The 11680-nt window shown below is 68.2% G+C and carries 12 protein-coding genes; 1 reads left to right on the top strand and 11 read right to left on the bottom strand.

What is annotated here, in order from left to right; all coding sequences use genetic code 11:
* Positions 1-17: 17 nt before the first annotated feature.
* From PS060_RS10400 to PS060_RS10445, 10 genes are all read right to left on the bottom strand, one after another.
* Complete coding sequence (locus tag PS060_RS10400) at positions 18-794, bottom strand: phosphoadenylyl-sulfate reductase (RefSeq protein ID WP_273982992.1); 777 nt, start codon at positions 792-794, stop codon at positions 18-20.
* Complete coding sequence (locus tag PS060_RS10405) at positions 784-1239, bottom strand: DUF934 domain-containing protein (RefSeq protein WP_273982993.1); 456 nt, start codon at positions 1237-1239, stop codon at positions 784-786. Before PS060_RS10405 ends, PS060_RS10400 begins: the two co-directional genes overlap by 11 nt.
* Positions 1232-2860 carry a nitrite/sulfite reductase gene (locus PS060_RS10410; RefSeq protein WP_273982995.1) on the bottom strand — a complete coding sequence of 543 codons (1629 nt, stop codon included), beginning with the start codon at positions 2858-2860 and terminating at the stop codon, positions 1232-1234. Before PS060_RS10410 ends, PS060_RS10405 begins: the two co-directional genes overlap by 8 nt.
* A complete protein-coding gene (locus tag PS060_RS10415; RefSeq protein ID WP_273982996.1) occupies positions 2860-3318 on the bottom strand; it encodes a hypothetical protein in 459 nt (152 codons plus the stop codon). Before PS060_RS10415 ends, PS060_RS10410 begins: the two co-directional genes overlap by 1 nt.
* On the bottom strand, positions 3318-3617 hold the full coding sequence (locus PS060_RS10420) for a DUF2849 domain-containing protein (RefSeq protein WP_273982998.1): 300 nt from the start codon (positions 3615-3617) through the stop codon (positions 3318-3320). Before PS060_RS10420 ends, PS060_RS10415 begins: the two co-directional genes overlap by 1 nt.
* A complete protein-coding gene (gene cobA / locus PS060_RS10425; protein WP_273982999.1) occupies positions 3614-4372 on the bottom strand; it encodes a uroporphyrinogen-III C-methyltransferase in 759 nt (252 codons plus the stop codon). The genes PS060_RS10420 and cobA overlap by 4 nt, the downstream gene beginning before the upstream one ends.
* Positions 4373-4439: 67 nt before the next feature.
* Complete coding sequence (locus tag PS060_RS10430) at positions 4440-5411, bottom strand: mechanosensitive ion channel family protein (protein ID WP_273983001.1); 972 nt, start codon at positions 5409-5411, stop codon at positions 4440-4442.
* A gap of 5 nt (positions 5412-5416) precedes the next feature.
* Positions 5417-6604, bottom strand: a complete 1188-nt coding sequence (metC, locus tag PS060_RS10435; protein ID WP_273983003.1) for a cystathionine beta-lyase — start codon at positions 6602-6604, stop codon at positions 5417-5419.
* Complete coding sequence (locus tag PS060_RS10440) at positions 6601-7458, bottom strand: sulfurtransferase (RefSeq protein ID WP_273983004.1); 858 nt, start codon at positions 7456-7458, stop codon at positions 6601-6603. Before PS060_RS10440 ends, metC begins: the two co-directional genes overlap by 4 nt.
* 59 nt (positions 7459-7517) lie before the next feature.
* Positions 7518-8657, bottom strand: coding sequence for a hypothetical protein (locus tag PS060_RS10445; RefSeq protein WP_273983005.1), 1140 nt, complete (start codon positions 8655-8657; stop codon positions 7518-7520).
* A gap of 157 nt (positions 8658-8814) precedes the next feature.
* Between PS060_RS10445 and queF the strand changes: the two genes are divergently transcribed.
* Positions 8815-9288, top strand: a complete 474-nt coding sequence (gene queF, locus PS060_RS10450; protein WP_273983007.1) for a preQ(1) synthase — start codon at positions 8815-8817, stop codon at positions 9286-9288.
* Between the two features lie 109 nt (positions 9289-9397).
* Here queF and PS060_RS10455 read toward each other — a convergent pair whose 3' ends face one another.
* Complete coding sequence (locus tag PS060_RS10455; RefSeq protein ID WP_273983008.1) at positions 9398-11581, bottom strand: putative bifunctional diguanylate cyclase/phosphodiesterase; 2184 nt, start codon at positions 11579-11581, stop codon at positions 9398-9400.
* Positions 11582-11680: the final 99 nt, after the last annotated feature.

Genomic DNA, 11680 nt, shown 5'->3' on the forward strand with positions numbered 1-11680 from the left:
GCCTTGCGAAAGCGCTCTTACAGGAACGGCTCCTCGCCCGGCTTGTGGATGCCGCATTCGGTCTTGTCCCAGCCCTTCCACCGGCCCGAACGCGGGTCTTCGCCCGGCAGCACCTGCGAGGTGCAGGGCGAGCAGCCGATCGAGGGATAGCCTTGCGCGATCAGCGGATGGCGGGGGAGATCGTGCTGGATGAAATAGCCCTCGATCTGACCCGCATCCCAGTCGATCAGCGGGTTGATCTTGAGCCGCCCTTGCGCGTCCGAGGTATCGACCTCGAAGCGCGGCAGATTGGCGCGGGTCGCCGCCTGGAACGCCTTGCGTCCGGTGAAGCTGGCATCATAGCTCACCAGCGCCTTTTCCAGCGGCCTCACCTTGCGGATCTCGCAGCAGCCATCGGGATCATAAGACCACCTGAGGCCGGTCTCGTCCTTCTTCGCCAGTTCGTCTGCATCCGGGGTCAGCACCACCAGATTGAGGCCGAGGCGCTCCACCAGCAGGTCGCGATAGGCCAGCGTCTCGGGGAAATGCTTGCCCGTGTCGAGGAACAGCACCGGCACCTTGGGATCGACGCTGGCGACCAGATGCAGCAGCACCGCGCTTTCCGCACCGAAGCTGGAGACCACCGCCAGATCGCCCGCGAGATTGTCGCGGATCACCGCTTCCAGCATCTCCTGCGTGCTGCTCCCCCGAAACATCCGGTTGAGGCGCAAGGCATCATGCTCGGTAAAGCGCGGGGCGAGGTTGAGCGTGTCGCGGGCGCGCGGCGCGCTGCCGATGGAAAGCTCAGGCTTCATGGCGCTTGTCCGCAATGGTGCGCCGCGCATCGGCCGCACGCTGGTAGACATTCTCCCACGTCGCGAAGGCGCGGGCTGCGTCCTCCTCGTCGAGGCGCTTGTCGGGGGCGAAGCTGTCGAAACCGCAGCGGCGCATATGCGAAAGCTGGTCGATCAGCACATCGCCGACCGCGCGCAACTCGCCGGTGTAGCCCGCTTCGCGCAGGATGCGCGCCGCCGAATAGCCGCGCCCGTCGCCGAAGCCGGGGAAGTTGACCTCCACCAGCGCAAGGCGATCGAGGAAGGGCAGCAGCAGCCGCGCATCGTCACCCGGCTCGATGCGGACGGCGGTGGCGTTGGTCTGGTCGCAGCAGGAATCGACCGTGACGGTCGCATGATCGACCGGCTCGTCATCGCGGAAGCGGAACTGCACCTCGTCGGGGGAGGTGCCGAGGTCATTACCCATACAAGGCCTCCTTGAACGGCTCCATGCCGATACGGCGGTAGGTGTCGAGGAAGCGTTCGCCCTCGGCGCGCGACGCGAGATAGACGTCGGTGACTTTCTCGACCGCGGCGATCACGCCGTCCTCGTCGAAGCCGGGGCCGGTGATCTTGGCGAGGCTGACGTCCTCGGCCTCCGATCCGCCGAGCGAGAGCTGGTAGTTCTCCACCCCCTTCTTGTCGACGCCAAGGATGCCGATGTGGCCCGCATGGTGGTGCCCGCAGGCGTTGATGCAGCCGGAGATCTTCAGCTTCAATTCGCCGACCACTTCGGTGCGACCGGTTTCGGCAAAGCGCTCGGAAATGCGCTGGGCGAGGGGGATCGAGCGGGCGTTGGCGAGCGAGCAGTAATCAAGGCCCGGGCAGGCGATGATATCCTCGATCGTGTCCATGTTGGGACTGCCGAGACCCGCTCCGTCGAGCGCCCGCCACACCGCCGGAAGATCGGCGATGGCGACGTGGGGCAGCAGCAGGTTCTGGGTGTGCATCACCCGCAGCTCGTCGAAGGAGTATTCGCGCGCGAGCCGCGCCACGACGCGCATCTGCTCCGAGGTCGCATCGCCCGGAATGCCGCCAGCTGGCTTGAGGCTGATGACGGCGGAGACATAGGCGTCGTGCTTGTGGCGATGCGTGTTGCGGTCGACCCAGAGCGCGAAATCGGGGTCCGAGCGATCCACCGTCTTGGGTCCGTCGACGAAGGCGGGCGGGGCGAAATACTCGGTGATCCGCGCCAGTTCCTCGCGCGGCGGCTCGACGCCCACGCTGAGCAGGTGCGCGAATTCCTCCTCGACCTGGCGGATATATTCCGCCGCGCCCAGTTCATGGACGAGGATCTTGATCCGCGCCTTGTACTTGTTGTCGCGCCGGCCGTAGCGGTTGTAGACGCGCAGGCAGGCCTCGGCATAGGTGATGAACTGGTCGATCGGCACGAAGTCGCGGATCAGCGGCGCGATCATCGGGGTGCGGCCCATGCCGCCGCCCGCATAGAACTCCGCGCCCACTTCGCCGTCACGCTTGACGATGCGCACGCCGATATCGTGCAGCCGCATCGCCGCGCGGTCTTTCTCCGACGCGATCACCGCGATCTTGAACTTGCGCGGGAGGTAGGTGAACTCCGGGTGGAAGCTCGACCACTGGCGCATCAGCTCGGCATAGGGGCGGGGGTCGACCACTTCATCCGCCGCCGCGCCCGCGAAGTGATCGGACGAGATGTTGCGGATGCAGTTGCCGCTGGTCTGGATCGCGTGCATCTCGACCGTCGCGAGGTCCGCGAGGGCATCGGCACAGTCTTCCAGCTTGATCCAGTTGTACTGGATGTTCTGCCGCGTGGTGAAGTGGCCGTAGCCGCGATCGTACCTGTCGGCGATGTCGGCGAGCATCTCCATCTGCCGCGCGTCCAATGTGCCATAGGGGATGGCGACGCGCAGCATATAGGCGTGGAGTTGCAGGTAGAGCCCGTTCATCAGCCGTAGCGGCTTGAACTGGTCTTCGGTCAGCTTGCCTTCGAGGCGGCGGCGGGCCTGGTCGCGGAATTCGGCGACGCGGGCATCGACCATCGCCTGGTCGTATTGGTCATAGCGGTACATCAGCGGGTTCCAGTCAGAACGGGGAGGCGTTCGGTGCCGAGGATGGTGCCGAGCTCGCGCAGGGTTTTGCCTTCGACCGGCACGGTCTTGTGCGCGGCGCGGATCGCCTCGAAGGCGGCGCGGGTGGCGGGATCGTCATAGCCTGCGGGGGTGGGGTAGCCGACTTCGACGAGGAGATCCCATTCGCCATCTGCGGCGGGGTTGGCGATCAGGCGGTAGGAGGTGAACAGGCCTTGTTCGACCGCCTTGGCGTCCATCGCGAACCAGTTGAGATGGATGAAGGCGGTGAGGTTGGCACGCTCGCCGGGGAGCGCCTTGAGGCGGGTCCATTCGACCACCATCGTCGCGCGCGCTTCAGCGGGCGCCGGCGCGGGTGCGGGCGCGGGCGCGGCGTGCAGGGCGGCCGGCGCGGCGGCGAAGGCGAATGCGGACGCGACGGTGATGGCGGGCGCGCGCATCAGATCACCCAATCCCAGCCGGTCTTGTTGGCGGTCGGCACGGCCAGGTCGCGCCGCACGGTCGGGCCGAGTGCGCGCACGCGGTCCTTGATGTGGGCGGGGCGGACGTGGCCGCCTGCGTCAATGCTGGCTTCGATGGCGTAGGGCACGTTGACCCGGCGCGCGGCGGTTTCGCGGGCGAGGATTTCCTCGGCCTCCTCGCCCACGTCGACCGCATCGTCGACGAACAGCGACCAGCCGGTGCCGTTCCACCATGTCACCGCGCCGGTGCGCAGGTCGTTGCCGGTGAGGATTTTCATTGCACGCTCTCCTGCGCGAAGGCGGCCACGGCAGCGTCCTCGCGCGCGGTCACTTCGCCGATGATGATGAGCGCAGGGCTCTTGACGGCGTTGGCTTCCACCAGATCGGGCAGGCCCGCCAGCAGCCCGCGCAGCACCCGCATTTCGGGGCGGGCGGCATTCTCGATCACCGCGACGGGCATTTCCGGGGCAAGGCCGTCGGCCATCAGCTTTTCGGCGATCTGGGCTGCGGTCGAGACGCCCATGTAGATCACCAGCGTGCGGCCCTTGCCGGCAAGCCCCGACCAGTTCTGTTCGGAGAGACCCTTGCACTGGCCCGCGACAAAGCTGACGATGCTGGAGGCGTCGCGGTGGGTGAGGGCGATCTGTGCCGCCGCGCCCGCGCCCTGCGCGGCGCTGATGCCGGGGACGACCTCGACCGGAACCCCTGCGGCGCGCGCGGCTTCGGCTTCTTCGCCGCCGCGCCCGAAGATGAAGGGATCGCCGCCCTTCAACCGCACGACATCGTGGCCCTGCAAGGCTTCCGCCACGAGCAGTGCGTTGATCCCCTCTTGCGGCAGGGTGTGGCGCGCGCGTTGTTTGGCGACCGAGATCAGCCGTGCATCTGCACGGGCAAGGCCGAGGATGTCCGGGCCGATCAGTCCGTCATGGACGATCACCCCCGCGCCCTCGATCAGGCGGGCGGCGCGCAGGGTGAGCAGGTCCACCGGACCCGGCCCCGCGCCGACGAGATAGATGGTGCCGGTCTTTCGCATGACAGCGCACATGGCCCGCCCTGCGCGCAGGTGCCAGCGAGAATGGGTTGGCCGGGGTGAAGCCCAGCTATTGCGGCTCGCTGTCGCGGTTCTCCAGCGCGGCGATCACCTTGTCGAGCGCTTCGGTCGACCGCAGGTTGAGGTCGCGCTGGGGGTAGGGCAGGGTGATGCCGTGCTCCTTGAACAACGCCCACAGGTGTTTGAGCACATCGCTGCGCACATTGCCCACGCCTTCCTCGGGATCGTTGATCCAGCAGTGGATGGTGAAGGTCACCGCGTTGTCGCCAAAGGCGTTCCACCACACGCTCGGCGGCGGGGTGGCGAGCACCCTGCGGGCCTTGGCCGCGGCCTCCAGCATCAGCCGCTCGGCCAGAGCCATGTCCGCATCATAACTCACCCCCACCGGCACCTGCACCCGCACATTGCGCGAGGAATAGGACCAGTTTTCGACCTGGTTGATCATCAGGTTTTCGTTGGGGATCAAATATTCGCGCTCGTCCCGCGTGGTGACCGAGACCGCGCGGATGCCGATCTTGCGGATCTGGCCGAAGGTCTGCTGCCCGCTCTGGTCGGCAATCGCGATCACGTCGCCCGGCTTGATCGACTTGTCCATCAGCAGGATGATACCCGAGATCAGGTTGCCGAAGGTCTTCTGCAGGCCAAAGCCGATGGCCAGCCCGAACGCGCCCGAAAACACGGTGAGCGCGGTGAGGTCGATCCCCAGCAGGTCGACCCCGATGAAGAAGGTGACGATCCAGATCACGATGGTGGCGATCTTGTCGGCCAGCACGGCCTGCGTGCCGTCGAGCGCGGTCAACCGGCGCAGCATCGCGCGGGTGAGGCGCGTGGCGATCCAGGCAAAGGCGAGCGCGGCCAGCACCGCGGCCAGCGCGAACAGCACGTCGAAGGCCGAGATCCGCCACTGCCCGACTTCGAGCGCCAGGGCATCGAGCCGGTCGAGAAAGCCGCCCACGGTCGCACTGCGTTCGGCGATGTCGTCACGCAGGGCGTCGGCACCGCTGACGGGTTCGGTCGCCATGCCCGTCACACCAGCGCCAGGGCTTGAGCGAGATCGGCGATCAGATCGTCTGCATCCTCCAGCCCGATGGCGAGCCGCAATGCCGGCGCGCCGCCGGTGCCGCAGGGCATGACCGAGCGATAGGTGGCAGGCGCGATGGGGAGCGCGAGGCTTTCAAACCCGCCCCACGAATAGCCGATCCCGAACATCTGCAAGGCATCGGCCACGCGCGCCGAGGCGGCGGGATCATTGCTCGCCAGCACGAAGGCGAACAGCCCGCAGCCGCCGGTGAAGTCGCGCTGCCACAGGGCATGGCCGGGGTCGGAGGGCAGCATCGGGCACAGCACGCGCGCGACCTGCGGCTGGGACTCCAGCCACGCGGCAATCTGCAAGGCCGAGCGGGTCTGCGCTTCTAGCCGCACGCCCATCGTGCGCAATCCGCGCGCGGCGAGCGCGGCATCATCGGGCGAGACGACCTGCCCCAGCTCCTGCGCGGTGCGGCGCAGGGCCGTGTACCAGCGCTTGCCCGCGCTCGCGCTGCCCATCATCAGATCGGAATGGCCGCCGACGTGTTTCGACAGGCTCATCATCACGATGTCGCAGCCGTGGTCGAGCGCGGCAAAGCCAAGGGGGCTGGCCCAGGTGTTGTCGATCATCGTCACCGCCCCTGCCGCGCGCGCGGCGGCGGCGAGGGCAGGCACATCGCACATCTCGAAGGTGAGGCTGCCGGGGGCTTCAAGCCACACCGCCTTCGCGCCCGGCACGGCGGCGGTGAAGCCATCAAGATCGCGCGGATCGAAGAAGGTCGTCTCCACCCCCATCCGCGCCAGCAGGCCTGTCGCCATGCTGCGCGAAGGATCATAGGCATTGTCGGCCATCAGCAGCCGGTCACCGGGCTTCAGCACGGCGAACATACAGCCCGCAATCGCCGCCACGCCGCTGGGATAGAGCTGGGTGCCGTAAGCCCCGGCCTCCAGCTGGGTCAGCGCCTCGGCGAGCGCCCATTGAGTCGGCGCACCGCGGCGGCCGTAGAAGAACTGCCCGTCGGCATTGTTGCCGCCTGCCGCGTGGCGATCGGCGTCGGTGTCGTAGAGGTGGGTCGAGCCGCGCCAGACCGGCGGGTTGACCACCGGCCCCGTCCATTCCTTGCGCCGCCCACCGCGCACGAGGCGGCTGGCGGGCCTCAGATGCTTGTCGTCGTCGCCCCCGCTCATTCAGCCGGCCCCTGCGCCTTGGGGGTGGCAGGATCGGCGCTCCATTCGCTCCAGCTGCCGTCATAGAGCGCGGCCTCGTCCACCCCGATCAGGTGCAGCGCGAACAGCAGCACGCTCGCGGTCACCCCGCTGCCGCAGGTGGCGGTGATCGGCTGGGCGAGGTCGATCCCTGCGCCTTCAAAGGCGGCGCGCAGTTCGGCGGGCGAGCGGTAGGTGCCATCGGCATTCAGCACGGCGGTAAAGGGCAGGTTGAGCGCGCCGGGGATGCGTCCGTTCGGCCCGCCATGCACCGGATCGACCCCGGTGCCGAACACCCGGTCAGCCGAGCGCGCGTCGAGCACCTGCGTGGCGGGATGATCGAGATTGGCGAGCATATCGGCCTTGCTGCGCACCCGGCTGGGCGCGGAGAAGGTGGCGGGTGCGGCAGGCGCGGCGGCAGGGGCACCGCCTTCCAGCGCCCGGCCCTCGGCCCGCCACTTGCCCAGCCCGCCATCAAGAATCGCGACATTGCCGCGCCCGCTTGCCGTCAGCACAAACCACGCGCGCGCCGCGGTGCGGATCGCGCTGTCGTCGTAGATGATGATGGCATCCTCCGGCCCGACGCCGAGGCTGGCAAGGCGAGCCGCCAGCTGATCGGGGGTGGGGAAGGCATAGGGCACCGGCGAGGCGGGATCGTAGAGGCTCCCCAGTTCGAGAAACCGCGCCCCCGGAATATGCGCGGCGGCAAACTCGGCACCCGCGTCGCGGGCGGCGGCGGGCAGGTGGTAGGAGGCATCGAGCACCACAAGGCCGGGGCTGGCGATGTGGTCGGCGAGCCATTGGGTCGAGACGAGCGAGGCGGGAAGCGTGGTCATGCGCCTGACCCTAGCCGCATTGCGCAAGCCCTGCCAAGCGCCGTCCCCGCGCCTTGCGTTCAGGCGGCGGCCGTTTCCGGCGCGGTCGCGATGATCTGCGCCACCAGCCCTGCAATGCTGCCGGGCGGCTGGTCGAGCGCAATCGGATGCACCCGCCCGCTCGGGCTGCGCGGGCCGATCACGAAGCTGCGGGTCATGGCGCGCAGGCCTTCGCCCTCCAGCGTGACATGGGCAAGCGGGACGAACAGCGGGGTGGTGCCCTGCCGCAGCGGGGCGATGGCAGAGAGCGGCAGCTGCACCGTGCCGGTCAGGCTGCGCGCCTGCTGCGGGCCGATGCGGTCGATGGCGGCAAGCCCTTGCGCGGCTCCGGGGGAGGGGGCGTTGCCCGCTCCGGCGCTGGCGCGCGCGCAAGCCAGCTGCACCGCTGCCGACACATCATTGACCGCGCGGTCCGAGCGATTGGCGATGGTCAGCCGCCAGCCGACCGAGAACATCATCACGCTGCGGGTCGCCGAGGTGATCTCCAGCGTCAGATCGAGCCGGGGCTGCTCGCCTGATGCAAGCTGAGGCTGTCCCGCGTCTGCCCCGGCAGGCGGGGCCGCGAGGCGCAGCGGCTTGCGCCCTCGGCGCCGTTGCCAGACAAGGCCGCCGCCCAGCAGCACCAGAGCGCCAAGCCCGCCTGCCGCATAGGGCCACCAGTCGGGCAGCACCAAAGCGCCCGTCATCGGTGTGGCCGGATCGAGCGCGGTGCCGAAGCCCGGCGCAGCCGCAGGTGTGCCGGTGGCACCCGGCAGCGTTGGCAGTACGCCTGTAACCGCAGGCGCGGGCGCTTCTCCGGTCTCGGCCCCGTCCCCGGCCCCGGCGGGAACCGGGGTGGGCTGGGTCGTGGCGGTCGCGCCCGGCTGCGGCTGCGGCGTGCTCGCGCGCGGGGTGGGACGCTCGCCCGCCCGCGCGCCCGCAGTGGGCGAGGGCAGCGGCTGAATCACAGGGGTGGCGATGACCTCCGGCGCGCTGCTCGGCTGGGCGCGCGGCGGGATGGCGACGCCTGCGCGCTCGTCAGCCGGGCCGGCCGGGGCGGGGGTCGGCGAAGGGCTGGCGGGTGGCAGCTCGAAGGTCTGCTGCGCGGCGAGCGCAGGGGCCAGCGCCACGGCAAAAGCGGGGGCGGCGAAGCGGATCAGGCGGGCGGACAGGCGGGTCATGGCGCGAAAGGCTCGGTTGCGAAGGCTGCGGGGGAAGGCGCGGCGAACCGGGGTGAACCGGCTCTATCGTCCCTCGAGGTCTCCCCATAGTGAGGCGAGGGGCGCTCCGTCCAGTTCCGGCCTTGCGCGCTGCGGCGGATCGGGGCAACAGCGCGGCATGGAAAGCACACCTGATCCCACCAAGCCGCAACCCCAGTTTCTCGGGCGTGAGACCCCGCTGCCCGCCTCGCCAGAGGAGGCGGTGCTCGACTACGTCCCCAATCCGCGCCCGGGCCTGACCTACATGGTGCGCTTCGTCAGCCCCGAGTTCACCTCGCTGTGCCCGGTGACGAACCAGCCGGACTTTGCCCATCTGGTGATCGACTATGTGCCGGGCGAGACCATCGTCGAGAGCAAGAGCCTGAAGCTGTTCCTCGGCTCGTTCCGCAATCACAACGGCTTCCACGAGGATGTGACGGTCGGCATCGGGGTGCGCCTGTTCGAGGAAATGCGCCCGCAATGGCTGCGCATCGGCGGTTACTGGTATCCGCGCGGCGGCATTCCGATCGACGTGTTCTGGCAATCGGGCGCGCCGCCCGAAGGCCTGTGGCTGCCCGATCAGGGCGTGCCGGGCTATCGCGGGCGCGGCTGAACGGCGCGCGCGCGCTGTTAGCGGGTTTTAGGCGCGCGTTGTCGCGCGCTGCGGTGTTTCACGTGAAACATCAGCGCGCCAAACCGGCGGCCGTGCCGGGCTCTGGCTGCTAGATGCTGAGATCCATCTGCACGAATTTGGGCACGGACTTGTGCGCCTCGCGCCATTTGGCGAGCGGGAAAGCCCCTGCGCCCAGCGCCGCCAGCGGAATGCCCGCCTCGGCCAGCGAATAGGGCGAGATGCGGTGCCGGGTCATGAACCCGCCGCTCCCGTCCGAGATCAGCGGGGTCTCGAACTTCAGACCTTGGCTGTTCTCGGTCGCGTTGACGACCTTGCTCACCACCAGCTGTCCGTGCCCGAGATCGAGCACGACATCGGTGCCGACCGGAACCCCGGCGAGACCGGTGATCCGCGCGCCGGTCTTGGACAGGTTGCGCAGGATCACGTCGTAATAGTGATCCTCGTGGATCAGCCCGACCTTGCGGAAGATGGTGATGCGCTCGGCCCGGTGGCGCGGGGGGCCATCGGGGTTGCACTTCATCGTCCCGTCGGCGATCTGGGTGAGCACCTGTTCCTGCGTCAGCGGGCGCGAATAGATGTAGCCCTGCACCAGATCAGCGCCGCGCTCGCGCACCAGTTCAAGCTCGTCCATCGCCTCGACCCCCTCGGCGACGGTCTCCATCCCCAGCGCCTTGGCCAGCGCGACGATCGCGGTGATGATCGCCGGGTTGATGTCGCCGTTCTCGGTGCAGCCGCGCACGAAGCTCTGGTCGATCTTGATCTTGTTGAAATGCCCGTGCTTCAGGTAGCCGAGCGAGGAATAGCCGGTACCGAAATCGTCAAGCGCGAGGCGCACGCCCAGCTTCTTGAGATCGCGGAAGATGGCATCGACCGTTTCGAGATCGCCGACGAAGACGCTCTCGGTAATCTCCAGCTCGAGCCGGCCCGGCGGCAGGCCCGAGGCCTGAAGCGCGGCAGCCACCGCCTTGCGATAACCGGGGCGGATGAACTGCTTGGCCGAGACATTGACCGCGACCTTGATCGTTTCGGGCCAGGACAGCGCATCGATGCAGGCCTGACGCAGCGCCATCTCGCCGATGCGGATGATCAGATCGTCGTTTTCGGCGACCGGAATGAACAGGGCAGGGCTGATGTCGCCCTCTTCCTCGTCATGCCAGCGCAGCAAGGCCTCGAAGCACTTGACCTCGTTGGTCGCGGGATCGACCAGCGGCTGATAGGCGAGCTTCAGCTCATCGCGGTCGACGGCATCACGCAGCCGGTCGCCCAGCATCGCGGTCTTCGAGGCGGCATCGCGCAGCTCGCTGGTGAAGAAGCAGAAGGTGCCGCCGCGGGTTTCCTTGGCGGAATAGAGCGCCATGTCGGCAGAGCGGGTCAGCTCGTCCGCTTCGAGGCCGTCATAGGGGGCAATGGCAATCCCGACCGACGTGCCGATGATCGCCCGCCGGCCGTTGATCTGATAGGGCTGCGAAAGCGACTGGACGATGCGGTTGGCCAGCTCGCCCAGCGTGCCGCGGTCGTCCATGTCGGGCAGCAAGACCTGGAACTCGTCACCGCCCAGTCGCCCGACCTCACCATAATCCTTGACGATCGAGGACAGCCGCTGTGCGACCTGCTTGAGCAGCTCGTCACCCGCCGGGTGCCCCATCGTGTCGTTGACCTGCTTGAAGCGGTCGAGGTCGAGCATCATCAGCGCGCACGAACGCTGGCTGACGCGGAAGGCGGAGAGCATCGCCTTCAGCCGCTCGCCCAGCTTGCGGCGGTTGGCGAGCCCGGTCAGTTCATCGACCTGCGATTGCCGCGCGACCTGCGTTTCATAGGCATATTGCGCCGAGATATCGACCGCGCTGCCGCGATAGCCGCGGAAATTGTCCTGCGCATCGAGCAGCGGGCGGCCGTTGAGCCGCCACCAGCGGGTGCTGCCGCGCGCCGTGGGAACCGCGACGATCTGTTCCTCGAGCTTGGAACGGGCCTTGAGCTTGAAGGCGAGGCTGCGCTGGGTCGGCGCGCCGTCTTCGGCCTCGACATCCTGGAACACCTGGGTGATCGCATTGCCGATCAGGCTTTCGGCCTCAGAACCAAGTTCGACCAGCGCGCGCTTGGACAGGAAAGTGAGGCGGCCCTCGGCGTCGGTCGCCCAGAACATTCCGATGCCCAGTTCCTCGACTTCGCCGAGCACCTCGGACCGGTCGCTGCGGACAAGCGGGGCTGGCCCCTCCGGTTGAGGCACCGGGCGGTTCGATTCGCGCGCGGATTTGAGAAAACCCAATGGCATGCCTCATCCTTGTTCCAGGCGCGATTACGCCAAACCGCGCCCGGTGCTCCTGTTAGCCGCAACACGATTGAAAAAGGGTTACACGCCGACCGTCGGTGA

The sequence above is a fragment of the Erythrobacter sp. BLCC-B19 genome (assembly GCF_028621955.1).
Lineage (GTDB): Bacteria > Pseudomonadota > Alphaproteobacteria > Sphingomonadales > Sphingomonadaceae > Erythrobacter.

What these genes read in the sequence shown, in the direction of transcription:
- PS060_RS10400 (WP_273982992.1), bottom strand. Translation starts at nt 794, where the DNA reads ATGAAGCCTGAGCTTTCCATCGGCAGCGCGCCGCGCGCCCGCGACACG.
- PS060_RS10405 (WP_273982993.1), bottom strand. Translation starts at nt 1,239, where the DNA reads ATGGGTAATGACCTCGGCACCTCCCCCGACGAGGTGCAGTTCCGCTTC.
- PS060_RS10410 (WP_273982995.1), bottom strand. Translation starts at nt 2,860, where the DNA reads ATGTACCGCTATGACCAATACGACCAGGCGATGGTCGATGCCCGCGTC.
- PS060_RS10415 (WP_273982996.1), bottom strand. Translation starts at nt 3,318, where the DNA reads ATGCGCGCGCCCGCCATCACCGTCGCGTCCGCATTCGCCTTCGCCGCC.
- PS060_RS10420 (WP_273982998.1), bottom strand. Translation starts at nt 3,617, where the DNA reads ATGAAAATCCTCACCGGCAACGACCTGCGCACCGGCGCGGTGACATGG.
- cobA (WP_273982999.1), bottom strand. Translation starts at nt 4,372, where the DNA reads ATGCGAAAGACCGGCACCATCTATCTCGTCGGCGCGGGGCCGGGTCCG.
- PS060_RS10430 (WP_273983001.1), bottom strand. Translation starts at nt 5,411, where the DNA reads ATGGCGACCGAACCCGTCAGCGGTGCCGACGCCCTGCGTGACGACATC.
- metC (WP_273983003.1), bottom strand. Translation starts at nt 6,604, where the DNA reads ATGAGCGGGGGCGACGACGACAAGCATCTGAGGCCCGCCAGCCGCCTC.
- PS060_RS10440 (WP_273983004.1), bottom strand. Translation starts at nt 7,458, where the DNA reads ATGACCACGCTTCCCGCCTCGCTCGTCTCGACCCAATGGCTCGCCGAC.
- PS060_RS10445 (WP_273983005.1), bottom strand. Translation starts at nt 8,657, where the DNA reads ATGACCCGCCTGTCCGCCCGCCTGATCCGCTTCGCCGCCCCCGCTTTT.
- queF (WP_273983007.1), top strand. Translation starts at nt 8,815, where the DNA reads ATGGAAAGCACACCTGATCCCACCAAGCCGCAACCCCAGTTTCTCGGG.
- PS060_RS10455 (WP_273983008.1), bottom strand. Translation starts at nt 11,581, where the DNA reads ATGCCATTGGGTTTTCTCAAATCCGCGCGCGAATCGAACCGCCCGGTG.